19 protein-coding genes are annotated in these 25,160 nt (G+C 45.8%); 11 read left to right on the forward strand and 8 right to left on the reverse strand.

The features are described 5' to 3' along the window. The first annotated feature begins 353 nt into the window (after positions 1 to 353). The 4 genes from L1D21_RS01060 to L1D21_RS01075 all read left to right on the forward strand — a co-directional run bounded on the left by L1D21_RS01060 (position 354) and on the right by L1D21_RS01075 (position 8,840). Positions 354 to 1,748, forward strand: coding sequence for a PhoH family protein (locus tag L1D21_RS01060; RefSeq protein WP_239843381.1), 1,395 nt, complete (start codon positions 354 to 356; stop codon positions 1,746 to 1,748). Between the two features lie 224 nt (positions 1,749 to 1,972). Then, on the forward strand, positions 1,973 to 5,668 hold the full coding sequence (locus tag L1D21_RS01065; protein ID WP_239843382.1) for a response regulator: 3,696 nt from the start codon (positions 1,973 to 1,975) through the stop codon (positions 5,666 to 5,668). 160 nt (positions 5,669 to 5,828) lie between these two features. Continuing rightward, positions 5,829 to 8,231: a zinc-dependent metalloprotease gene (locus tag L1D21_RS01070; RefSeq protein ID WP_239843383.1), complete on the forward strand. Its 2,403-nt coding sequence runs from the start codon at positions 5,829 to 5,831 to the stop codon at positions 8,229 to 8,231. A gap of 303 nt (positions 8,232 to 8,534) precedes the next feature. Then, positions 8,535 to 8,840, forward strand: coding sequence for a hypothetical protein (locus tag L1D21_RS01075; protein WP_239843384.1), 306 nt, complete (start codon positions 8,535 to 8,537; stop codon positions 8,838 to 8,840). A 334-nt stretch (positions 8,841 to 9,174) separates the two neighbouring features. Here L1D21_RS01075 and L1D21_RS01080 read toward each other — a convergent pair whose 3' ends face one another. From L1D21_RS01080 to L1D21_RS01090, 3 genes are all read right to left on the reverse strand, one after another. After that, on the reverse strand, positions 9,175 to 9,519 hold the full coding sequence (locus L1D21_RS01080; protein ID WP_239843385.1) for a hypothetical protein: 345 nt from the start codon (positions 9,517 to 9,519) through the stop codon (positions 9,175 to 9,177). A gap of 112 nt (positions 9,520 to 9,631) precedes the next feature. Next, complete coding sequence (locus tag L1D21_RS01085) at positions 9,632 to 10,291, reverse strand: Qnr family pentapeptide repeat protein (RefSeq protein WP_239843386.1); 660 nt, start codon at positions 10,289 to 10,291, stop codon at positions 9,632 to 9,634. Next, positions 10,288 to 11,655: an MATE family efflux transporter gene (locus L1D21_RS01090; protein WP_239843387.1), complete on the reverse strand. Its 1,368-nt coding sequence runs from the start codon at positions 11,653 to 11,655 to the stop codon at positions 10,288 to 10,290. Before L1D21_RS01090 ends, L1D21_RS01085 begins: the two co-directional genes overlap by 4 nt. 223 nt (positions 11,656 to 11,878) lie before the next feature. On the opposite strand from L1D21_RS01090, the gene L1D21_RS01095 reads away from it, so the two are divergent. The 3 genes from L1D21_RS01095 (at position 11,879) to L1D21_RS01105 (ending at position 14,727) form a co-directional block, all read left to right on the forward strand. After that, positions 11,879 to 12,169 carry a co-chaperone GroES gene (locus L1D21_RS01095; protein WP_239843388.1) on the forward strand — a complete coding sequence of 97 codons (291 nt, stop codon included), beginning with the start codon at positions 11,879 to 11,881 and terminating at the stop codon, positions 12,167 to 12,169. Positions 12,170 to 12,222: 53 nt separating this feature from the next. Beyond that, positions 12,223 to 13,872, forward strand: coding sequence for a chaperonin GroEL (groL, locus tag L1D21_RS01100; RefSeq protein ID WP_239843389.1), 1,650 nt, complete (start codon positions 12,223 to 12,225; stop codon positions 13,870 to 13,872). A 342-nt stretch (positions 13,873 to 14,214) separates the two neighbouring features. After that, positions 14,215 to 14,727 (forward strand): Sbal_3080 family lipoprotein, encoded by a 513-nt coding sequence (locus tag L1D21_RS01105; RefSeq protein WP_239843390.1) that lies wholly within the window; start codon positions 14,215 to 14,217, stop codon positions 14,725 to 14,727. 150 nt (positions 14,728 to 14,877) lie between these two features. On the opposite strand, the gene L1D21_RS01110 is transcribed toward L1D21_RS01105, so the two are convergent. Further along, positions 14,878 to 15,444, reverse strand: a complete 567-nt coding sequence (locus L1D21_RS01110) for an excalibur calcium-binding domain-containing protein (RefSeq protein ID WP_239844158.1) — start codon at positions 15,442 to 15,444, stop codon at positions 14,878 to 14,880. A 19-nt stretch (positions 15,445 to 15,463) separates the two neighbouring features. Next, positions 15,464 to 16,468 (reverse strand): nuclease-related domain-containing protein, encoded by a 1,005-nt coding sequence (locus L1D21_RS01115; RefSeq protein WP_239843391.1) that lies wholly within the window; start codon positions 16,466 to 16,468, stop codon positions 15,464 to 15,466. 226 nt (positions 16,469 to 16,694) lie between these two features. Between L1D21_RS01115 and L1D21_RS01120 the strand changes: the two genes are divergently transcribed. Continuing rightward, positions 16,695 to 17,099, forward strand: coding sequence for a hypothetical protein (locus tag L1D21_RS01120; RefSeq protein WP_239843392.1), 405 nt, complete (start codon positions 16,695 to 16,697; stop codon positions 17,097 to 17,099). 246 nt (positions 17,100 to 17,345) lie between these two features. On the opposite strand, the gene L1D21_RS01125 is transcribed toward L1D21_RS01120, so the two are convergent. Further along, the gene (locus tag L1D21_RS01125) at positions 17,346 to 19,652 is read right to left on the reverse strand and encodes a hypothetical protein (protein ID WP_239843393.1); all 2,307 of its coding nucleotides are present in this window, start codon (positions 19,650 to 19,652) and stop codon (positions 17,346 to 17,348) included. Positions 19,653 to 20,241: 589 nt separating this feature from the next. Between L1D21_RS01125 and L1D21_RS01130 the strand changes: the two genes are divergently transcribed. Continuing rightward, positions 20,242 to 20,625, forward strand: coding sequence for a hypothetical protein (locus L1D21_RS01130; protein ID WP_239843394.1), 384 nt, complete (start codon positions 20,242 to 20,244; stop codon positions 20,623 to 20,625). Between the two features lie 145 nt (positions 20,626 to 20,770). On the opposite strand, the gene L1D21_RS01135 is transcribed toward L1D21_RS01130, so the two are convergent. Then, a complete protein-coding gene (locus tag L1D21_RS01135) occupies positions 20,771 to 21,022 on the reverse strand; it encodes a DUF2999 family protein (RefSeq protein ID WP_239843395.1) in 252 nt (83 codons plus the stop codon). A gap of 254 nt (positions 21,023 to 21,276) precedes the next feature. Between L1D21_RS01135 and L1D21_RS01140 the strand changes: the two genes are divergently transcribed. Then, complete coding sequence (locus L1D21_RS01140; protein WP_239843396.1) at positions 21,277 to 22,515, forward strand: MFS transporter; 1,239 nt, start codon at positions 21,277 to 21,279, stop codon at positions 22,513 to 22,515. Here the strand turns inward: L1D21_RS01140 and L1D21_RS01145 are convergent. Then, positions 22,512 to 23,252: a sulfite exporter TauE/SafE family protein gene (locus L1D21_RS01145; RefSeq protein WP_239843397.1), complete on the reverse strand. Its 741-nt coding sequence runs from the start codon at positions 23,250 to 23,252 to the stop codon at positions 22,512 to 22,514. The genes L1D21_RS01140 and L1D21_RS01145 overlap by 4 nt on opposite strands. Before the next feature lie 359 nt (positions 23,253 to 23,611). Between L1D21_RS01145 and L1D21_RS01150 the strand changes: the two genes are divergently transcribed. Continuing rightward, positions 23,612 to 25,081, forward strand: a complete 1,470-nt coding sequence (locus L1D21_RS01150; RefSeq protein ID WP_239843398.1) for a carbon starvation CstA family protein — start codon at positions 23,612 to 23,614, stop codon at positions 25,079 to 25,081. The last annotated feature ends 79 nt before the right edge of the window (positions 25,082 to 25,160 follow it).

Genomic DNA, 25,160 nt, shown 5'->3' on the forward strand with positions numbered 1-25,160 from the left:
CACTACTGGGCTAGAAAGGGCGCGTATGTTATCCAATCAAGGCGGTGATGTCGAACACAAAACCCGCCCTAAACGACCTTTAAAGCCTAATTGCTTGACGAGTAGATTACAAATTGAGCAGTTGTAATTAAGTGGTCAAAAACTGTCATCTTAACGTCATATACAGGGGGCAATCTCGGTAAAGCATTGAAGTTTAAATTGGTGATAATTTTCCGTTGATGCCGATCCATTTTGGTGTCAGTATGGATTTAAAGCGAGGTTGTTAACCTCATGTTACTGACAACAAGGAGACCATGGATTATCGCAGTTCTATCTAATTAAAAATTTATCCCTACGCACAAATTGGAGGCGCCATGGAGCAAGACGACAAAAAGTTGTTTGTACTGGATACCAATGTGTTACTGCATGAACCTTTAGCTATCTATTCGTTTAAAGAGCATGACGTAGTTGTCCCCATGACTGTTCTGGAAGAACTGGATCAGATCAAAGATAGAAAAAGAGACGTAAGCCGAGACGCACGAGTCGCAATCAGAGCATTAGAAGACATCCTCGGTGGAGAAACCACTCCAGAGCAAATTGTTAAAGGAGTGCAATTACCCTTACGTGAAGGCCATGGTGACGCCGTTGGACATCTTTCCATCTTCCCCGACCATCAATTGGAATTTACTCAAGCATCGCTACCTGGCGATAACAATGATAATCGTATTATCAACACCGCACTGCATCTACAACATCTGCATCATCCTCGTAAAGTGGTACTGGTTACCAAAGATATCAATATGCGTCTCAAGGCTAAGGGCGCAGGGATTGAACTGGTTGAAGATTACCGTACCGATCAGCTGATTGACGATATTCGCTTCTTAACTAAAGGTTTTCACCAATTCGAAGGGGATTTTTGGGCGCGCAAAGAACATGTTGTTACCGAAGGTCAGGGGCGTCATACGGTGCACCGAGTGCCTGTGGCTGAAGTGGGGGAAGAGAACTACTACACCAACCAATATCTGATTGACCAAGAGTCTAATTTTTGTGGCCGCGTACTGAGTAATACCGATCAAGAGCTTGAGATTTTAGACTTGGGACGAGATCGCATGATGCATCTCGATGCCTGGGGCATCAAGCCGAAAAACATTTATCAGGGCATGGCGATGCAGGCGCTGCTGGATCCCGATATCGACTTGGTTATCCTTACTGGCCCAGCTGGCTGTGGTAAAACCTTGCTGGCAATGGCTGCCGCACTGGAGATGGTGGTTGAACGTGGCCTATACGAGAAAGTGATCGTTACTCGTAATACCCCAGAAATTGCCGAATCTATCGGCTTCTTACCCGGTACCGAAGAGGAAAAAATGGCGCCTTGGCTGGCGGCAATCACGGATACCTTGGAAGTGCTTCATAAGAACGATGTTAACCCTAGCGGTAGCATGAACTACATCATGGACAAGGCCAACATTCAGTTTAAGTCGATTAACTTTATGCGTGGTCGCTCAATTCAAAATTCAGTGGTGTTACTCGATGAGTGTCAAAACCTGACCGCATCGCAAATTAAGACCATGATCACCCGTATGGGTGAGGGCACTAAACTTATCTGTAGCGGCAACTTAGCGCAGATCGATTCTAACTACTTAACCCCAGTGACATCGGGCCTGACATATATAGTCGAACGTTTTAAGAACTTTGAAGGCAGTGCCAATGTTTACCTAAACGGCGTGGTACGTTCGCGTCTGGCAGAATTTGCCGAGGAGAATTTGTAAGCTCAAGTTCGCTAATCTGACCTAGTTAGCCAGCAATAGGCTAACCTACAAAGACTTCACAATGTGGAGTCTTTTTGCATCAAATGGACATAAATCTTATTTACTTTGACCTAAGTCTATTATGCTAAGTATTCCAATGCCCTAGCTTCCTGATACTATATGATGAGTATTGAAAACCACCAAAGGGATGCTTGGTGGTAGGAGTTTGTTCTCAAAGGTAATGAATGAAATCGACAGAGCCTGACTTACAGCTTAAGTCACCGATCCAAAAAAACTACAACCGCGCTGTATTTTATACCTATATTGGTGTGATCATTATGGCTTTGTTAACGGCGTGGTTTTTCTTCGAGCGCCAGAAAGCGCAGATGATGACGCAACGAGAAGAATTGGTTGAGCGTCACGTATTGCAAATCGACTTATTGTTGGAGTCGAGTATTCGAGCGGTAAAAAGCCTGAGAAACGTGGCGGTGGACCACTTAAAACTTGGCGAATTAGTGCGTACCGATCGCCTGCCTAAATATGAAAAATTCAACGAGAGTGGGCAATATTTTACTCTAGAGCCCAATTACGCTACCAGCGGTGAGCCTTTTACCAATATGGGACGGATCACCGGCGCAGGTTCCCTCAATGGCCGCACCGACAAGTTTTATCAAGAACTTGAGATGCTGTTTGAGCTATCGCTCTCTTTTCCAGTAGCGACAGAGGCGGCGCCAAAAGCCTCATCGATTTACTACATCTCTAAGCACAAGATGATGTCCTACTATCCGTGGCCATCGGACGAGCAACGCTTTAGAGAAGAGTTACTCAACAAGAACCAATTCCAACTGGCTACCCCAGCGATGAACCCCCAGCGTAGCGTGTTCTGGAGTCCTGCCTATGTCGAGCCAAATGGTAAAGGTCTGCTGACTACCTTAGGTGTGCCCATCTATTTGGAAGATGAATTTATTGGCTCAATCAACCTCGACTTAACGCTGTCATCGTTGGCGAAACAGATCCGCCTCTATTTTAAGATGCCAGGTACGGTGATTTTGCTCGATCAGCAAAACAATATTCTGTCCCATAGCGATATTGACACTGCCGATATTAATCGGGTGTATCACATCAGTCAGAAGATCCCTTCAGCGCTACATTCGGTGTCAGAGTCAGAGCTGTTCGATGCCCACGAAGGCATCATGCGTAATGGCTATTATATTCACTCGGTTGCGCTGCAAAATGCACCTTGGCGATTGCTGTATCTGCAAAACGAAAACGAACTGTTTAAAGACTCCTGGGAAAAGCTCGAGCTGACCTTCTTATTAGTGGTGATTGCACTGTCAGTGTTGGTGACTATTGTTCATTGGCAGACACGCCGCTCCTTTGTGAGCCCAGCTTCGCGGCTGCTGACTCACCTAGAGGGCTGTTCGCAGGAGCCACGTAAACCGCCTAAGAAGATTACCCAAGGTTGGGAGCCTTGGTTCCAGCTGGTCAGTCGTATTTTCGAAGAAAACCAGCAATATACTCGCCATCTGGCGGAGCAGAATCGTCGTTTGGATAATCTGGTTGCGCGGCGTACCGAACGCTTAAAAGAGACCACTGAGCGGCGCGAGCGTGAATATGCCTTGCTACGTTCCTTGTTGGACTCTATTCCTGAAGCGATTGTATTTAAAGATAAAGAGGGGAAATACCTCGGTTGTAACAAGTCGGCCGAGCGCATGTTGGGTTACACCGAAAGTGAGATCATCGGTCAAGATTCTATCTCCATGACCTCTAACGAACAGTCGGTGCGAATCCGCGCCGAAGATGAGCGGGTGCTTGCCGAACGAACTCCGCTGCGTTATCAAGAAAAAGTCGAGTTGTCCGGTAAGCCTGTGTTGCTTGATACCCTGAAGATTCCTTTCTATAACCGCCGTGGCGAGTTATTGGGTTTGATTGCGGTATGGCGTGATGTCACCCGTGAATATGAATCGGCAGAACAGTTGCGTTTGTCAGAGGAGCGGTATCACTTGGCGATGGATGCGGTAGAAGATGGTTTGTGGGATTGGTATCTCGACTCAGAACAGATCATCTGCAACCCAGCTTATTACTCAATGCTGGGCTATGAAACCAATGAATTTCCTGCGTTAGTGTCGGCGATTGATGAGTTAATTCACCCAGATGATCAGATCCGCGTCGAAGAGTATCGTCAGCAATATCTTGCCGATCCGGTTGGCGCTTATGATATTGAGTTCAGGATGCGCGGTAAGAGCGGCATGTACCACTGGGTGCTGAGTCGTGGTCGAGTGGTCGAGTTTACCTCTGACAATCAGCCAAAACGTATGGTGGGTACCCATAAAGATATTACTCGTCATAAGAGCAACGAAGTAGCCCTGCTCGAAGCAAAGCAAGATGCCGAATCGGCTAACCTTTATAAGAGTGAGTTTCTGGCCAACATGAGTCATGAAATTCGTACACCGATGAATGCCATTATCGGTATGTTACAGCTAGCTAGCCGTACTTCGCTGACGCAACAACAGGCAGATTATCTCGATAAAGCTGGATTCTCGGCGCAGTCATTGCTGCGGATCATCAACGATATTCTCGACTTTTCTAAGATTGAAGCCGGTAAGTTAGAGCTGGAGCGAGTCTCTTTCCCACTGGACAAAGTGCTGGATCATGCGTTGGATCTCAACGCCCTAAAAGCGCAAGAGAAAGGAGTCGAACTGCTACTCTACGCGCCGGTGACGGCGGGACTGATCCTCGAAGGCGATCCACTGCGTCTAGGACAAGTGTTGATTAACATGCTCAGTAACGCGGTGAAGTTTACCCAAAATGGTGAAATTGAACTGGGCTGTGAAGATGTTGGCGAGCGCGATCATCGTATCACGCTGAAATTCTGGGTACGCGATACGGGTATCGGGATCAGCAAAGAGCAGCAAGAGAGCCTGTTCGATGCCTTTGCTCAGGCCGATGGTTCGACGACCCGCAAATATGGCGGTACCGGGCTGGGCTTATCGATCAGTAAACACTTGGTTTCCATGATGGGCGGTACCATGCAGGTGGAAAGTGAGCTGGGTGTCGGTAGTACCTTTAGCTTCACCATTAGCTTTGAAATTGCCGAAGAAGCCGAAGTGAAGCCGCTGGTGGTGCCAGAAATTTTAGGCAACCTTAAAACCTTAGTGGTGGATGATAACCCGACCGCACTGCAGATCTATTCCAGTGCCATGCGCGATTTCCATTTTGATGTTGAAACCGCAGCCAGCGGCACCGAAGGTTTATATAAGCTGGTCCGTCGCCCCGTAGACTTACTGTTGATTGACTGGATGATGCCCGAGATGGATGGGGTTGAGGTGATCAAAGAGATCGATGCCATGGTTGCCGATGGCCGTTTAGAGAAACGTCCGGTGATCATCATGATGACCGCTTACGCCTCTGAGCCGCTGAAGGAAGATTTGAGCGACCTCGAAATTGCGGCCATGCTGCAAAAGCCCTTTAAGGCCTCGTCCTTGTTCGATGAAATCATTTCCGCCTTTGTGGATAAACCGACAATTAAGCCGGTAAGCGAGAAAGTGAAAGAGCGCGATTTACAGGTATCGGGTTTGGTTTTATTGGTTGAAGATAACTTTATTAACCAGCAGGTCGCGACTGAACTGCTAAAGAGTGCTGGTTATGAAGTGGATGTGGCAGAAAATGGTCAGATAGCCTTAGATATGGTTGACAGTAAATCTTACGATGCGGTGTTGATGGATATTCAAATGCCTGTGATGGATGGCCTTACGGCCACCAAAGAGCTACGTAAGAAATACACGCAGCAAGAGTTGCCAGTGATTGCGATGACGGCACATGCTATGTCAGGTGATAGGGAGAAGAGTTTGGCTGCAGGCATGAACGCCCATATTACTAAACCCATAGTGCTCAATGAGCTGTTTGACACCTTAAACGAGTGGATTAATAAAAAGATGTAGTCCAATAATATCGACAATAAGGCAGCTTCGGCTGCCTTATTTTTTGCCGCCGTAGATTAGCGCTTGAGGCTTGAAAAATACCTGTTAAGCTAGGGTTTTATGTATGTATGACATGCGATTGGTATAGAAAAATAACAAGTTGCCAAGTATAGGAGTCACGATGAAACCCTCTACACTCGCGTTGGCCGTCGCGTTAGCGATCTTCCCCGCCGCCAATGCCTTTGCTGCAGCTGATAGCAGCGCTAAACTCATTCAATCTAGCCAAGCGGCTAGCGGGTTTATCAACCTCTTTTATGAAAAAGACTCGGGCGATCTTTATTTAGAAGCCAATCGCGTTAATCAGCCATTTTTATTGTTAACCAGTTTGCCTCACGGGGTAGGGTCTAATGACATTGGGCTTGACCGTGGTCAGCTAGGCCGCACGCGTATGGTGCAGTTTGAGCGTCATGGCCCCTATTTAATTCTCAAGCAACTCAATACCTATTATCGCGCCGAAACCGATAACGCCGCCGAACAAAGAGCAGTCAAAGAAGCCTTTGCCGAGTCGGTATTGTGGCGCGGTAAAGTGGTTGAAGGTAAACGTACCCTAGTTGCCATCAATGATTTAGTGATTAATGATCTGCATGGCATTACCGATGTGTTAGAGCAGACCAAGCAGGGTAACTATCGTCTCGATAAAGAACATTCGCTGATTTTACCGAAAGGGGTTAAGTCATTTAAGCGTAACAGCGATGTGGATGTGTTACTGACGTTTAATAGCAATAAGCCGGGCGAACAGGTGGCGCAAGTCACGCCAGAGGCTAAGCAGATGTCAGTGCGTATGCGTTACTCGTTTATTGAATTGCCCGATGATAACTATCAGCCGCGTGACTATCACCCAAATAGTGGTTATCTATCCGATGAGTATTTTGATTATGGTACGCAGCTCAATCACGATATCGTTAAGCGTCACCTCCTACGCCACCGTTTAACTAAGGTGACTCCCGGTGATGCGCCGTCAAAAGTGGTCAAGCCTATCGTTTATTATCTTGACCCCGGTGTACCTGAGCCCATCCGCAGCGCCTTACTCGATGGCGCACGCTGGTGGGAAGCTGCCTTTACTGAGGCGGGCTTTATCGATGGTTTCAAAGTAGAGCTATTACCGGAAGATGCTGACCCACAAGATATTCGTTACAACGTGATCCAATGGGTACATCGTGCGACGCGCGGCTGGTCATATGGTAGTGCTGTCACCGACCCTCGCACCGGTGAAATTATCAAAGGCCATGTGACGTTAGGTAGTCAACGTGTGCGGCAAGATCACCTTATTGCTCGTGGTTTAACTGCGGGGTGGGCCGACCGCAATAAGGCCGAAGATGCGGCAACCGCATTGTCATTAGCGCGGATTCGTCAGCTTGCAGCCCATGAAGTAGGACATACCTTAGGCTTAGATCATAACTTTGCTGCCTCAAGTAACGATAATGCATCTGTGATGGACTATCCCCATCCCTACGTCAGCCTCAATGGCCATAGTATAGACATCTCAAAACCTTATGACGTGGGTGTAGGACCTTGGGATAAATTTACTATCGCCTATGGTTATGGCCAGTTCAGCAAGGCAACTCAAGCTGGCAAGTTGGCTAAGCTGATGACGGATGTTGAGCAAAAAGGTTTGCGTTATATCGGTGAGGCGGATTCGCGCCGCGCCGGATCCAGTAACGCCTACGCTAGTCTTTGGGATAACGGTAATGATCCTGTCGCCGAGCTGGAGCGTCTTAGCGCCGTGCGTCAGCAAGCTTTAATGCAGTTCTCAGACTCGGCTTTACTCGATGGTCAGCCCTATGGTGAATTGCGTGATGCCTTAGTGCCTGTGTATCTGCTGACCCGTTATCAAATTACCGCCGCCGCTAAATTTATTGGTGGTACCGATTACAGCTATTCCACGGCATCTAGCGGTAAAGAGTGGCACTATATTGCACCAGAGTTGCAAAAAAATGCCCTAGAGATTCTGCTGGCAAGCCTAGCACCAGAGTCATTGACGATACCGGCCGAATTAGAACGAGCCTTAGTGCCAAAATCTGGCAATTATCAGCCAACCCGCGAAAGTTTTGATAGTGCGACGGGAGTGGTCATCGATGCTATCGGCATGGCTGAAGTGTTGAGCCGCCATGTGTGTCAGCAGCTGCTTAATCCAACGCGCTTAAATCGGGTTGAACAGGAGTACTTAGCCGATAAAGAGCAATTGTCAGTCACAACGATAGTAGACCGTTTACTGGCCACCACCCTTTACAACGAATCACCTAAGGGTGAAAGCTTAGGGGTATGGATGCGAGTCAATAGCGTGGTGCTTGAACAGTTATTGGCAAGCTATCACAGCGAGGTCAGTTCACCAGAGGTGAAAGCCCATATTGGTGCGCGTTTAGATTATGTGCTTAAGCAATTGAGTCGTAAAGCGAAACGCAGCAGTGCTTATGAAGCGGCACACTTTGAATGGTTGGAGCGAGTATTGCAAAAAGGCTTGGATGATCCGCAAGTCAAAATTATTGCTAAGCCACTAAAAATGCCCCCTGGCTCACCTATCTAAGGGATAAATAGATCTCTCTAAAGCCTCTTTTTAAGGGGCTTTTTTATCCCAGTATCATTAGGATGACCTCTGCAATCTTAGGGCGTGTTTATCTTTGTTGTTTAATTAGGAGGTAAGGCCATTAATTGTGCCTGCATTAAGGGCATTAACAGCATCCCTGTTGATTCGAGTGAAGCGCACTTCCTTAGACCGATTGGTATAAACCCTATAAAAGTGAGATCTGGTTCACACTTTGTCCGTTTTGGGTTAAGATGCCTGAGTGATTAATAATCAAAATTTGTGGTCAAAAAGATTGGAGTACATATGAAAGTGTTAGCCAGCGCGACCCTAGTATTAACCTCTTTGGTAGTGTCTATCCCTGCATTAGCCGAAAGGCCTGACTTCTCAAAAACCGCAGCGGCTCAATCTGATTATCATTTTGCCGATAACCCATCGGTAAATCATAGTTATCAGTTGAAACGCTCGACTCGCCATGACTTCTCTAAGACAACGGCGGCTAATAGTCAGTACAGCTTTAGTGATAACCCTGCCAGCAGCCATTGTTTGAATCCGACTTTTTCGAGTCAACATGACTTCTCTAAAACAAAAGCGGTAAGAACGGCAAGTTAGTTAACCTGAACTCGGGATAACGAGTGTCGGAAAATCTAAATTTAACAAGCTAATTCAATGCTATAAAGGATTAGTTCGAAAAGGAAAGTCTATTTCCTGACTGAATGTGCAGATTTTTGGGCATATCAAGGCGCTCTGTCGTACACCATAGCGTGCTATGGTTAGGCAGAGCAACGCAGAGAGGCACGCAAAGGTGCCTATTCAGCGGCTCTGCTTATCCAGAGCTCAGGTTAGTTAATCAGTAAAACTTAAAAAGGAGCCAAATGGCTCCTTTTTATTTCAACAAACAGCCTATATTTCAAAATCTGTTTTTAAATCTGACTTAAATCGATTGTTAATTTTCGGCTTGTTGCTTACCAATTCGATAGGCATCGACAATGCCGACAATCCAGCTGATCACAAAGGCATAGGTGGCGATGTTAATCCATAGTGCGCTGCTGCCCGCTGGTGTTTGGGTTACCTGTTGATAAATTAAATCCATATCCAGTGGTAGTTCACCCGATAGAATACGATCGGCAACCGATTGTGCCTGCTGCACCGCATAATAAAGCAAATAAACCAAACCAGTTAAACTGATGCAAGACAGCAGAGTGCCCGTATTGTGTCGCTTAAGGTAGAAATGGCCACTGCCGGGGCAGATAAAAGCGGATAACAGGGCGGCAGTAACGGCTTTACTCATAGGTTTCTCATCACCATAGCAGACTAAAATCGATTAGCTTTAGCCTGATATCTTCACTCAGTCGGCAAGGCTAAGCAAGTGAAGCTTGTTTAATTTGTCGGGACGATAATTGTTAATCAGCTTGAATGATAAGACCAAGCGGCGCTAACAATTGGCTTTGCTGCCAACCGCTAATGATCACCCCGTCGAGTGACACTGTTCTGGGGTCGAGGCCATGCAGTTCAACGCGAGTGAGATTGGCGCCGCGCAGATCAAAACAGCCCCACTGCTCAGGAGAAAACTCGCCGCCGCTGAGGTCAGCACCGCGCATCGATGCGCCGTTGAGATTAGCACCCAGCCAGCGATTATCTGTGAGTTCACACTCTTCCAGTAATACCCCATCCAAGTTGGCATAGGCCAGGTTAGATTCGGTGATTTTCCCACTGCAAAAATAACTTTTTTGAGTAATGTAATTGGTAAAACTAGCACGATGAAAGTCTGCGCCCTTGAGGTTTGAGGCGTTAAATTCGGCGCCGAAACAATGGCTGCCTTTAAACTGACTCAGGCTCAAATTGCATTGATTAAACTGGCAACTAGTCAAGGTGGCGTAACTGAAATCACAGCCAATAAGGTCGCCACTTTCTAAGAATTGGCAGGCTTCAAATTGGCTATCGCTCAGGTCGCTATGATTAAAGTTGCAACGGTAAAAATGGCAATTGATGAAGTGATGGTCTTGCAGATCTTCACCGCTAAAGTCATGGTCGACGTAATGCACGGCTTGTACGGTGATCATTTGCGAATCATCTCGGCATGGCGGGCGGCTTTCTCACCTTCACTGATACGACTGGCCAAGATATAACAGGCAATGCCCATAATGGTGTTTGTGATAGGCAAGGCCAGCAATAACCCCTTAACGCCACCCAAATACGACCCCAGTGCCGCTAAAGGCAGTAAGATTAAAAACAGTCGACACAGGTTAAGCACTAAAGAGCTCATAGGTCTATGATAGGCGTTCAGTGTCATCGCCATGATGATCACTATGCCCAGCGGTCCATAAGCTGCAGGCAGGGCGATAATATAGAAACTGAGCCACTCAATCACCTGAGCATCATTACTGAATAACTGAGCTATGGGCTCGGCACACAGCAATAAAGGAAGATAGAGCAAGGTTTGAAATAGCAACACAAATCGTAGCGATAACATCAAGGCATGGTGAGCGCGCTCAGTTTGGCCAGCACCTAAGTTTTGCGCCACAAAGGGCACTAGGCTTGAGGCCAATGCCATTACCACTATCAGTAACACCGACTCTAATCGCGTTCCGGCACCGAATGCCGCCACCGCGCTGTGATCGATACGCGCCAGCATTGCCATCATTGCCGCATTGGCTAGCGGATTAAGTAGATTCATCAAGGCCGCAGGCTGGGCAATGTGCGCCAGTTGCTTCCAGTTACAACGCATTCGGTCGATATTCAGTCCGGCAAAATGTACCAGTTTACGTTTGATGATCAACAGGTAACCCGACAGGGAGAGTGCCAGCGCCCAAGAGATCAGCGAGGCAATCGCAGCACCTTGGATTTCTAAGCGCGGGAAAGGTCCGATACCGAAGATCAGCAAGGGGTCGAGGATTAAATTTATCAAGGATGCCAATGCCATAATTTTGGCCGGAGAACGGGTATCGCCAGTGGCTCTAAGCCCTTGGTTGCCCACCATTAACAGCACTAATATTGGCGCGCCGATATACCAGAGGGTCATGTACTCTTGGATCAAGGGCAGACTTAAATCGTTGGCGCCGAGTAAACTAAACAGCGGCGCAATAAATAAGCTGCCTATAATTGATAGCGCCGTAATTAAACTGACGGTGAGCAGCAGTGCATCGTGTAAAAATACTTTGGCCTTGGCGCTATGACCACTGCCTATCAGCCTAGCAAGATTGGTCGAAACCCCAGCGCCGATACCGATAGCCAGGCTGGATATGATCAAGGTCACCGGGAAGGTAAAGCTGATAGCCGCCAGAGATTCAGTGCCGAGCTGGCTGATAAAAAAGGTATCCACCAGACTAAAGCCGAGCACGGTCAAGATACCAACCAGATTTGGCAGGCTCAGTTTTAGCAGCACTTGGCCGATGGGTTGGCTTAAGATCCCGTGTCTGTCTTTCATTAAATCTGGATGACCCTAATCAGAGAAGGAGGGCAATTCTAACAGGATTGCTCAGGCTTTAATAAAACCCAGTTAAAAATTTGAGATTTTTTTTGTAAAGCCCTTGGATCTGACAATAGTGACCCCCATATAGCAAACATCAGTCGGCATAAGGTATATGTCGAATTACTTTGATAAACCGCCAACGTTTGTTGGGCAAAAGAATCATTAGGAGAGTCCATAGATGAATATTCGTCCATTACATGACCGCGTCATCGTTAAGCGTTCTGAAGTTGAATCAAAATCAGCCGGTGGCATCGTATTGACAGGCAGTGCCGCTGAGCAATCAACTCGCGGTGAAGTACTTGCTGTAGGCAATGGCCGAATTCTTGAAAACGGCACAGTACAGCCTCTCGACGTTAAAGTCGGTGACATTGTTATCTTCAACGAAGGTTATGGCGTGAAGAAAGAGAAGATCGATGGTGAAGAAGTATTGATCCTATCTGAAGCCGACCTTGTAGCTGTAGTGGAATAATCCACTAAGTTAGTTTTCTCCAGTTAACCCGATTTTCTTAAAGGATACAGAACATGGCAGCTAAAGAAGTATTATTTGGTAATGACGCACGCGTAAAAATGCTAGCGGGCGTAAACGTACTAGCTAACGCAGTGAAAGTGACTTTAGGCCCTAAAGGTCGTAACGTCGTATTAGACAAAAGCTTTGGTGCACCACTTATCACTAAAGACGGTGTGTCAGTAGCAAAAGAGATCGAACTAGAAGATAAGTTCGAAAACATGGGCGCGCAAATGGTGAAAGAAGTTGCTTCTAAAGCCAACGATGCCGCCGGTGACGGTACCACCACTGCAACTGTACTAGCGCAAGCTATCGTAACTGAAGGCCTAAAAGCCGTTGCAGCGGGCATGAACCCAATGGATCTTAAGCGTGGTATCGACAAAGCCGTTGTTGCAGCCGTTGCTGAGCTTAAAGCCCTATCTCAAGAGTGTGCAGACACTAAAGCGATTGCTCAGGTAGGTACTATCTCTGCAAACTCTGACGAATCAATCGGTGAAATCATCGCAACAGCGATGGAACGCGTCGGTAAAGAAGGCGTGATTACAGTTGAAGAAGGTCAAGCACTAGAAAACGAACTCGACGTTGTTGAAGGTATGCAGTTCGACCGTGGTTACCTATCTCCATACTTCATCAACAAGCCAGAAACTGGCAGTGTTGAACTTGAAAACCCATACATCCTATTGGTTGACAAGAAAATCTCTAACATCCGTGAGCTACTGCCAATCCTTGAAGGTCTAGCGAAAACAGGTAAGCCACTGCTTATCGTTGCAGAAGACGTTGAAGGTGAAGCACTAGCAACATTGGTTGTAAACAACATGCGCGGCATCGTTAAAGTGGCTGCGGTTAAAGCACCAGGCTTTGGCGACCGTCGTAAGGCGATGCTACAAGATATCGCTATCCTCACTGGCGGTACTGTTATCGCTGAAGAGATCGGCCTAGAGCTTGAAAAAGCGACCCTAGAAGACCTAGGTACGGCTAAGCGCGTTGTTATCACTAAAGATGACACCACCATTATCGACGGTAACGGTGAACAAGAGCAGATCCAAGCTCGCGTTACCCAGATTAAAGTACAAGCTGAAGAATCAACTTCTGACTACGACAAAGAGAAACTACAAGAGCGTATGGCTAAACTAGCTGGCGGTGTTGCAGTGATCAAAGTGGGCGCAGCCACAGAAGTTGAAATGAAAGAGAAAAAAGCTCGCGTAGAAGATGCACTACACGCGACTCGCGCCGCTGTTGAAGAAGGTGTGGTTGCTGGTGGTGGTGTTGCACTCATCCGCGTAGCAAGCAAAATTGGTGAAGTTGAAGTCGCTAACGAAGACCAAAAACACGGTGTGGTTATCGCACTACGTGCAATGGAAGCGCCTCTACGTCAAATCGCGACCAACGCTGGTGAAGAAGCGTCAGTTGTGGCTAACAACGTTAAGAACGGTACTGGTAACTACGGTTACAACGCAGGTAGCGACGTATACGGTGACATGCTAGAGATGGGTATTCTTGACCCAACTAAAGTGACTCGTAGCGCGCTACAGTTTGCCTCTTCAATTGCTGGCCTGATGATCACTACCGAAGCTATGGTTGGTGAGGTTCCACAAGACGCTGCTGCACCTGATATGGGTGGCATGGGCGGAATGGGTGGTATGGGCGGTATGGGCGGCATGATGTAATTTTTACGGGCCTAAATCTGTGATAGCTGCGTTGCTTCACCACTCATTTAGTGTACTAAACGTCGCGGTAAAGCGCCTTGCTCTAACAAGATTTATACCACGTAAAATGCTCTGCTGGTCTTAAGTTCAAAGCTTATAACGTAAACATGAAAGCCCCGATGTCTAACGACATCGGGGCTTTTTGTAACTGGATTATCTTACCTCTTGTTGGCTGTTGTAAGCTAGAACATTGATTTCAATCAATATGTACATTGTGTAGTTAGTTGATTATTATCACTATTTAAAAAATGGAAATTATATATTTGGTGGCGTAAAGCCCCATATAACTAAAGGGACATTAAAATGAGAAAGATAATATTCGGTTTGTTTTTAATAGCGATTACAGGCTGTTCAAGCAATGGGCTAACAACGCTGAAGCCAATGGATTCAAACTTTGATAAAGAAATCGTGATGACAAACGATCCAAATCAAACCGCAAAAGTTAGGGGCATTGTGACCAACTGGATGGTTGATAATGGTTACAAAGTATCTAAAACAACTGCAAGTCCCAATGCTGAGTTAAACGATGATCAAGTCATGTTTGAATTTAATGCTAACTGGTGGTGGGACGTGGCTACTTATATGCGTTACGTAAACTTAGATGTAACTGATAATAAAGGAATGAAGCTAGCAGAACTTGATTTTGACTCCGTAAGGTATGGAGGCATGGACAAGTTTGGAGACGCAGAAGAAAGATTAAATCTAATTATGGAAGTGTTTTTCCAAAAGATTTCTGTACAAGATGCTGAACGTCAATTAGAGCATGGGAGAGATAAAAAGACTAAATCTGGACCTACCTGTGCTTATGACTGCTAACTAAGTTATGGTTAAGGTCTCTTTCTAAAACGATTTTTCCTGCGCTAGAAACAGTGCTGGTCTGAAGCTTAAAAGCCTAAAACCAAGTTAATAAAAAACCGATACTGTTTTTAGTATCGGTTTTTTTATGGCTTTCATTTGTGATAGATATTAGTTACATAACTGCCTTTCGCAGGGGATTCCGTCACCATCGCCGTCCATTTTTGTATCTGGGCAATAGCGGTTGTAATACTTAGCTTCAGCACAGGAGCGCATCTGGCTACAGTGGGTTTTGCCTGCTTCGCAGCTAAAGTTCTGCACTGGGTTAAACTGCATCTGTTCGACATCTTGGTTGGTGAGCACTGGCGTTGAGGTCAGCTCTTCGTATTTTTTAAAGCCAAATATGCCAAGGCCGAGTACGACTAAAAGTGGCAGCAGTAATCCGCTTAATGATTTACGTTTGTACTGGCCATTGTGTTGGCCATTATATTTGTTATCGCGGCGGTTTGAACTGGCAGCAATAATTGCCACACCTTCAATATTGGCTTTTATTGCCTTGATCTTGCCGTCACTCTGCAACTCAGAGAAATAGTTGATTTGGTCGCCAACAACGGGCTTTCTCGCCATCTGCTTTAATGCCGAGATATGAATAAACACATCTTGAGCATTGGCTGTATCTGGCTTGATAAACCCGAAGCCTTTTTCACTGTTCCAGCGAACGAGAGTTCCTTTCTCCATGCTATTCAAGTTCTGTTCCTTAGATTATCTGCTGGCTGAAGCTGCATTCTTGGCAGTGTAGCGTGTAGGTCTCTCTACGTTTTTGTACTTTAGTATTCTTGCTTTGACAATGTGGACAGGCTTGTTTCATCGGCGTGTTTTTAGTGCACGGAGTACAGTGAATGTAATAGCCGAACTTGCCATACATTGGCGTGTAATCACTTGATTCACCACAATGTTTACAACTTAATTTGATGGAGCTGCCTGCGGTTGGGTGTTGTGTTTGGTAAGTTACAGGTGTTGGTTGCCGAATTTGATTTATCGGCAGTTGTTCTATTTCTGTAAGCTGGGTTTCTGACGTTTGCATCTCGACGCTGTTGCTTGTTTTTTGAAACTCCCCGAGGTGCTGGTCAATTAAGAAATTTGCGATAGAGTCGAGTTCGGTTTGGTTAAAGTCGGGGCGGGTATCGGTGAAGTTTACTGTGCGAATAAACTTATTTTTTAAGTTCATTACTTGATTAAGTTTATCGACAAGGAATTCAGTTTTTACCAGTTTGTCTGAAATAGCCTTTGGCATAGTATCACGGTTGATCACCGCATCGCTTGAAACAGCACAGAGGTGATCCCAGCAACGCAGTCTGAAGCCCTGTTGTTTTATCCCAAGTAACTTGCCTAGAATGTCGGTTCGATGATGCGTTAACAGATCGAGAAGTAGTGCTTGCTGTAGTTCGATTTGCTTAATCGGAGATGGCATCCCAAACCAGCGGTTTTGGTAACTGCGCGTCCATTCTTGTTGTTGATTTACTTGAATTCGACCTTTGATGCTTTTCGATTCAATTAATACGAACCCATAGGGATATATGATGAGGTGGTCGATTTGTGCTGTTTCGTCGTTAAAGCGGAACTTGAAGTCGTTGATGACCAGCACTTGTTTATGTTCTTTGTAGGCACGACGCAGAAAAAAGGCGACGTCTTGTTCCTGCTTCTGTCCTGCACAGGCTTGAGGTGATGTTACTGCTTGTGGTGATTTGGCTTTTAGAATCATTTATCAATCGCATCCATTCATTGCTCAATCATGAGCAACTTGATAAAAATCAATTTAATAGTACACATCTTATACAGTTCAGGTAAAGCGTTACTGCGGCGAGATTCAGGCATTTTTGTTTATCTTATCTAGCTATTTTTAATCTCTGCCTCAGGTTGCTTGGTTACAATCTCCGATTAATTTTTTTTCGAGTCTGGTTTGAATAAGTGAGTGAGGGATTATCATTGTGGGAAATCGACATTTAAATGGAGTTAAACGTGGGCCGTGGGTGGCGGTTGGGGTTTCGCTTTCAGTAGTGGCCTTAATAGGACTGTTGTTAATGATGATGCCTAAAGGCTTTAAGGCGACTCATGAGCAAATTGGTACCGGCAAGCCAGCGGTCGTTTTTGTTTACGATCCCAATTATGCATCGAGTAATAGTCAGACTGAACAGATGAATGAGGCGCGTGAGCATTTGGGGGATAATGTCCATTTCCTGCTTGCTAGGGTTGGTACGCCAGAAGGCGACCAATTGATTGCTAAACACCGTGCCGGAGCTTCTGAACTCTTGCTGTTTGATGGCGCTGGCAAGTTGATCAAAAGGCAGTTTGCGGTAAAAGATGCTAACCAGCTGATGCGCTGGGTGCGATAACCAATCATAGAGTGGGCTGAGTTATAATTCTGTTGTTGAGCGGCGAGCCGCTGTCTGAGGGTGCTGATTTATTCTAGGTTGTCCTCGTCGCCTCTAAAGGCTAGTACTAGCGCTTGTTTGGTCATAACGCTGTAGGGGTTGATGCCTCAAAAACCTTCTTATACAGAGTGGTATTATTTGGATTAAAATAGGCATCCCTTATTGCAAGGGATGCCTGATTTAAGTGGAACTCCAATTTGCTATAAATTATTGTGCTTCAAACCCGCTTGGCAATGGTGGGCAGTTCGCAGGATCGCTAGGGATAAATTGCACCCCACCACCTTCTTCACCTACCTTCATATTATTAAAGTCATCGAGCTGTGTTTTATACTCGTTTTGGCTGGTTGCATCTGTGCCTTGCCAAGCGGCTATGGCTTCATCAATTAATGTTTGTGCCGAAATAGTGCCTCCTCCAGAAAGTATTAATTGAGCGTCGCCACCGAGGCGGTATTCGACATTAAATAGGAAGGCCAGTAATTGCTGAGCAAGCTGCTCTCTTGGATCGCCACCGCCATTACTGTCGACTAAGAAGTGTGAAACCTCTGCTTTTACCGTTCCTGCCTGAGCCGATAATGCATCGTTTATATCGTCATTATTGAAGGCTGCATCGACATTTGTATTATCAGAATATTTGCCGTCGAAGGGCTCATCACCGGCACCAAAATAGCTGGTTTCGCTATCGTAAGGATCTAGGGTGTTGATGTAGCTAGTAACAAATGACTCTTCCATTTCACCTAGGCCATTTTTGTTATGCCAATAACCTTTCGTGCCGAAGCTGACTTCATTAAAGCACAGATTCGTAAACACAATTTCCTCTAGTCCGGTATCGCTATCGTCCATATAGGTTTTACCCATAATCGGGGTTAATCTGCCTTCTACACCACTGGCCTCTGAACGTACGTCGAAGTTCATCGCCATATTTGAACTTGCCTGCCAACCCTGGGCACTAGCTTCTTCTACTTGATAGTAGTCAGACGGATGCAGCGTGAATGGTGCATCGCCATAGCCATTAGGTAGCAAGAGTTTAAAGGTGTGCTCACCGTTGGAATCTGTCATACGAGTCGCGATACCATTGACGAGCAAGGCTTCACCCGGTTCAACATTTGGCTGGAAACGAGCAATGATTTCATCGTAAAGATCGGCGTTTTCGGTGGGACTGATGGTGTCAGGTACTGGACCACCACTGGACTGTAATAGGCTGGGGGCGTATTTAATACGTACCGGCCAGTTAGGAATCCCCATCTCTCCATCATCGGCAACGCCGTTACCGTTGGTGTCGAATATTTTGGTGACTTTCATATTGGCGAAACCCACCTGACCTAAGGTGAGGGTAATTTGTGGATCCTCATTGTTAATTTCGGGCACTACACCCAGTGCTGATGGGGTAAATCCAGTAAACTCATTGGCAGTTTGTGGTCCATCACCGGAGTCCACAGCATCTAAACAGACCATTTCCATCAGGAATCGCTCTAGGTAATCGCTGGGCTCGTCCCACAGTGCGGGATCCTCTGGCCCGGTGTTGGTCGAGGTGAATGCTTGGTAAGCATGGGCGTAACCAGAAGTTGTGAAGTATTGACTGTTGAGGTTTTTATCCTCATCTTCGGTCCAACGATAATGGTCTAAGTTCCATAAATCATCTAATTTACCGAGCGCCTCTTGCATTAAAATAGTGCTGGGATCACCACCTGACTCATCTTGGGTAACACCGGTATTACGCACGCCTAAACCATCATCAATCCCATATTCCCAGCCCCAAATAAATTTCTCGCCTGGGTCTAAACGACAGTTGAGGTTGGCATCATGGTAGTTACGTAGGGCAATAATCCCATATTCCTGTCTACGTTTTTGTTTTACCTTGTAATTATCGGTTTTAGAAAAACGTGGGATAAACCCATGGAAGTTACCGGCTTGGTAACCCTCTTGATTGACGGCTTGATGCTTATTGCCATCTAAATCCAATTCATTAACAGGGTCATAGTTGTCAACTGGGGTGATCCAGACTTTGTAGACACCGCCGCTGTTAGGTGTGTCGTCATAAGGGTAAAGCTGAATAACCATGGCATAAAGGGGATCGCCGCCATGATCGACATCAGTATTAAAGGCGTGACCAGTACATTCCTCTTCAATCCAGCCACCATTTTGACCATTTTTATAACTGTAATTGTGACCATCGGCGCCATGGTACTCGGTTATTACGCCATTGTTGATGGTGATTTTACGACAACTGATATGGTCACTCGAAAGCAGATCTTTACCACTTGGGTCGGTCACCTGAAAATAATAGTCACCGTCAGGGAGCGACGCTGCGGATGCAGGGGCATTCATTCTTGGCCCACCATCTAAATAGACATCTAATTTATCTTGATACCTCACGTTTTCATTTACGATTGCGCCATCTTCTGTTGTGGTAAAAATGGCACCTGATAATGCACTTACGAAAAACGGCACCGCTGCCAGCAGAGATAAGCTACTGGTTAACAATGGCGTAAGTTTCAATTTTGGTGATTTACTCATGGTGACCTCCAACATCATCAGAATTAACCACTTAAAGGTTAATTAAGCCGCTTATTTAAGGTTCATCATGATGCACAAAGGACGAACTAAATGAGCGGTCGAATTATGTTTGTTGCCACCTTTTAAAGGCATTAACTATGCCACAAAATTAAGGGGTTGATTTATAGAGATAAAAATTTTGCCTCTGAGCCGTAAATTCATTCCTGAATGTTAAAGGTAAGTAAAATCCTTTATCTAATTGAATATTTAGGGTTTATTGGTTGACACACAGTGTCTCATTTTTGAGACACTTTAGTGTATTTGTCTATAGCCCCTTCTTGTTCAGCAGCTTAATTCAATATGTTATGTGCTGTAGTTCAACGGTCAAAGGCGTTAACACAGCATCAGAAGTGCTAAAACTCGTTCGTTAGGCAAACTTTTACAAACGTCATAAGTTTGTTTTTGGGTTAGCGACTGCTTTTAATTGAAGATTCAAGCAAGATCAGGACAGATGAAAAAACAGCGACTACACTCAAATCGGGTGAGTTAACCTATTGATGTAATAATGATTGGCATAAAATGAGTTTTATAAAATATCCAAGGAGAAGGGATGAAGCGCTTATTATCTTTAGTTTTGTTGAGTGGTCTGTGTAGTCCTGTGATGGCTGATAACGGCGTCTACAGTGAAACCAGCCATGCCATTGGTGGAGCCTTAATTGCTGGGACAGTGACTTGGGGCACCGATAAATTTTTTCCAGAGCAAGACAGATTTTGGATGGGATTCGGGGTTAGCTCAGCCTTTGGTGTGTTAATTCAATATCATGAATATGATAAGTCCACCAATACTGCCGAGGAAGCGTTGCTGGATGCTGGAGCCCATGTTATCGGTGCGGCAATTGGTGCCTATTTAACCGATAGCTATATCTTAACGCCAGTGGTTAAGCCCGAGGTGGGTGGCAGCTATGTTGGCTTAGATGTTAATTTTCGTTTCTAGCACTTCACTTATCTCATCTACCCTATTCAAATCTCATCATATTCCAGTAATCACATTGAACATTTAGCACTAAAAAAGCCCAAGTTGAGACTTGGGCTTTTGAGCATACACCTTGCTAGCATTAAAAATTTTGGCGATTAAACCGTTATTTTTGCAATTGTGCTTTGGCGGCTTCAACCTTAGAAAAGTCCAAGCCTAGCTCTAACACCGCTTCTTTGATCAACGCAGGATTTTGCATCACCAAAGCCATCAGCTGCTGTAACTTTTCTTGCGGAATTCCCAGTTGCCCTACAATGCCCATTGCCATCAATGGGTTGTCGGTGAGGGCTTGAAATAGCTGGTTAATTTTTTCGTCGCTGACGTTATGTTCTTTTAAGATGGCAATAATCGGATTCATTGCTTTACCTTGCTGGTGACTATAATTGGCGGCGATTTTAGCACATCTATATGGCTTTCTGATACGAGCGTAAGTTATGTAAAATATCATCTGTATAGCCAGAAGTTATGAAGATAATGAAAATTTGTCATTTGTATGACTTAAGAGGCTAGTGATATAAAGTCACCATAAACATCTATTAGAATTGAGTCGCAAACAGACTCTGTTTTCCTACCTGTATTACCTATCCTATTTTGTTGTTGGAGTTGTAAAAAGTGAGTCATTCACCGCAGTCTAGATCGTCGCATTCGTCGAGTCCGTTTTGGGTTATCTTTGCCCTTGCGCTGGGAACCTTTGCATTGGGAACGACTGAATTTGCCTCGATGACCTTAGTGCCTTATATCGCAAGGGATTTAGGTGTGGATGTGGCGCAAGTGAGTTATGCCATCAGCGCCTATGCGCTCGGGGTCGTGGTGGGATCGCCGATCATCATGGTATTTGGGGTGAAGGTTCGACGCCGTACCTTACTGATCGCCTTGGCTTCGACCATGGCTATTGCCAATGGTTTGAGCGCGCTGGCGCCTTCGCTCTCTTGGTTGGTGTTTTTCCGCTTTCTTAGCGGGTTGCCTCATGGTGCTTACTTTGGTTTCGCTATGCTGTTGGCGGCATCGTTAGTTCCGCCAGATAAAAAAGCCCGTGCTCTGTCGCGCGTGATCATCGGCCTGACGCTGGCAACGATTGTCGGTGTGCCTTTAGCAACTTGGATTGGGCAGGTTATTGGCTGGCGTGCGGGCTTTATTTTGGTGTCGATTATCGCCACGACAGCGGCGCTGCTGATCTTTCTCAAAGCCCCGAATATTGCCGTAGATGCTAATGTGAGTCTCAAGAAAGAGTTGCAAAGCCTGAAGAACAAAGAAGTGTGGTTAATTCTTGGTATTGCGGTGATCGGTTTCGGCGGTGTGTTTTGTGTGTATACCTACTTGGCCGAAACCTTAATTAATGTCACCCAGGTTCAAGGTTTATATATTCCTATTATGATGGCGGTGTTTGGTGTCGGAGCAACCGCAGGCACCTTAGTATGTGGATCCCTCGCCGATAAGGCGGCAATGAATGTGGCATTTTGGTCACTCTGTTTATCCACTTTGGTTTTGGCACTGTATCCCTCTGTGGCTCACTCCTATTGGGCTCTGGTGCCTGTGGTGTTTTTTATCGGTTGTGGCATCGGATTGGCGGGGGKTTTACAGTCAAGATTGCTCGATGTTGCCCCAGAAGGGCAGGCAATGACTCAAGCCTTAGCCCAATGTGCCTTTAATATGGCTAACGCGATTGGCCCTTGGGTGGGCAGTTTAGTCATTTTGTCTGGTTACGGTATCGAGATGACAGGTTATGCCGCAGCATTATTGTCGCTCGGTGGATTAGTGATGTGGTGGCTAACTCGTCAGCAGGCATTACGTACACAAATCGTTTACGGACAAGCTGTGGCGAACACTAGCAAATTATCACAAGCGAACTAACCTAAGACACCCCAAAGCAAGCGAATACCGACCACTATCATCAATCCAAAGATGATCTGCTTAAATAGGGATTCGCTGAGCTTGTCTTGGATCGCTAGCCCTAATCGCACGCCTATGTAGGCGATGGGAGCAAGCATTAAAGACACCAACAAATTATTCAGGTTAACCTGACCCAGCAGACTATAAGGGATCAGCTTGACCGCGTTCACCACGGCAAAAAACATCACTGCCGTCGCCAAGTATTCGCTTTTGATTAATCTCAGCGGTAGCAAATAAGTGTTCAGTGGCGGGCCTCCGGCGTGAGCGACAAAGCTGGTAAAGCCTGCCAGCGCGCCGCACAAACGGCCAAATAGTGGTGAAGGCGTTTTGCTAAAGCGGCCACTGAGCAGTAATCCATACAGGCCAAATAGCAGAGCAATAGCACCTAGAATCGCCTTTAGATAGGTTTCGTTGAGTCGATCAAATAGTAGATAACCCACCGCAATTCCCAATACCGCAGCAGGCAGTAAAATCAGTAGATGGCGATTGTTTTGCTGTCCCCACCACGAACGCACACTCAGTATGTCCATATAGATAAGTAGCGGTAACATCAGCGCCGCTGCAGTAGTTGGGCTGACCGCTAATGCCAGCAAGGGAACCGTTAATCCTCCGGCGCCGCCCGCAAAGCCTGACTTTGAGATGCCGGTGATCAGGACTGCAGGTATGGCGACCAGCCAAAATAGGGGATCCGTTAACACAGCAGCTCCAATTACAAAAAAGTCCAATAGCGGTGGGGAGATTATAAAATGCTTAAACTTATTAAGCTGCTACAACTTCTCAAATTAATCTACTGCCTATAATGTCAGCAATAGTGATAATAGCTATAATTTAGGCTTACACAATATAGCTAAAACTAATATTGCTTTCGAGATTAACTGTAGTAGGCTGAGGCGTTGTTCAGTTGCGGCAATCCCTAGGCTTTTTGGGATTGATTGATAAACTTAACAGGCAAAGCCACCTCTTTGCAATACGACCAATTGTTGATTGACCGTTTGACTTGAGCTAAAGAAAATTGGTTGTTTAAAAAAAACTTACAAAACAATGGATGGTGATAACAATGCTAATATTTTTTATTTGTATTGCGTTACTAATATTAGCCTTTAAATTCTACAGTCCTTTTGTAGAACGTCAGGCTGGTATTGACCCTAGCGCAAAAACCCCACAAGCACGATTTGATGACGGCGTCGATTATGTCGCGGTTCATCCAGTCAAAGCCTACTTAATTCAGTTCCTTAACGTAGCTGGTGTAGGTCCTATCTTTGGTCCAATTTTGGGTGCCCTGTATGGCCCAGTTGCTCTGGTTTGGATTGTACTAGGTAACATTATTGGTGGTGCAGTACACGATTACTTCTCTGGCGTTTTAAGTATCAAAGAAGATGGTAAGAGTCTGCCTGAAATCGCCGGTCACTACTTTAATATTTATTTCAAAGGCTTAATGCTGATTTTTACCGCCATGCTATTGTTCTTTGTGGGTGTGGTATTCATCATGAGCCCAGCAGGTTTGCTGAGCCACCTAGATATGTTTGAAGGCACGATTATGGCCAGCAATACATTCTGGGTATTGGTGATTTTAGGTTACTACTTCCTAGCGACCTTGCTACCTATCGATAAAATCATCACTAAACTTTACCCTGCGTTTGGTCTGTTGATGATCACCATGACAGTCTCAATCGGTGTTGCTTTGTTAATCAATGCACCGCACCTTCCGGTTGCAGATGACATCTTCGCTTATTTCGATCACGGTGCACACGAAGCCTTATTAACCCCTAATCCTGATGGATTACCTGTATGGCCGCTATTATTCGTGACCATTACTTGTGGTGCGATCAGTGGTTTCCACTCGACACAGGCTCCAATCATGGCGCGCTGTCTCACTAACGAAAAATATGTTCGTCCTGTGTACTACGGTGCAATGATGTCTGAAGGTATCGTGGCATGTGTATGGGCATTGGCGGGTATTGCCGCATTCCCAGGTGGTTATGCTGAACTGAAGAGCGTGTTAGATGCAGGTGGTCCAGGTCTTGTGGTTAACCAGGTAGCGACCTCTTACCTTGGTGTTGCTGGTGGTATTATGGCGATTATCGCGGTAGCGATTTTCCCAATCACCTCTGGTGATACGGCTTTCCGCTCATTGCGTCTGACCATTATCGATGCATTCAAGATCCCACAAAGCATTCGCAACCGTCTGCTGGTTGCTGTGCCTATCTTGGTGATTGCTTACTTCATGACCATGATTAACTTCTCCTTGGTATGGCGTTACTTTGCGTTCTCAAACATGCTGCTATCAACCAGCGTGCTTTGGCTAGCGACTAAGTATCTGTTTGACCGTGGCACCATCCATTGGATTGTGAGTCTGCCGGCAATCATAGGTACCGCTGTAACTGTCTCTTATATCGCAACAGCGGGTATTGGTTTAGGCCTTGAGCAATCACTAAGCGATCCTATTGGTATTGCCACAGGTATTATCTGTCTAATCGCGCTTATCTTCGCTGATAAGAAGCGCCGTGATCGTGCGGTTGCCGTTTAATTAAACTGCATTGACTGAACTCATCCATTAATTGGATCAGTTATAGATTAACCGTCCAATGGCAACATTGGGCGGTTTT

This window comes from Shewanella sp. Isolate11, assembly GCF_022398315.1.
GTDB lineage: Bacteria > Pseudomonadota > Gammaproteobacteria > Enterobacterales > Shewanellaceae > Shewanella.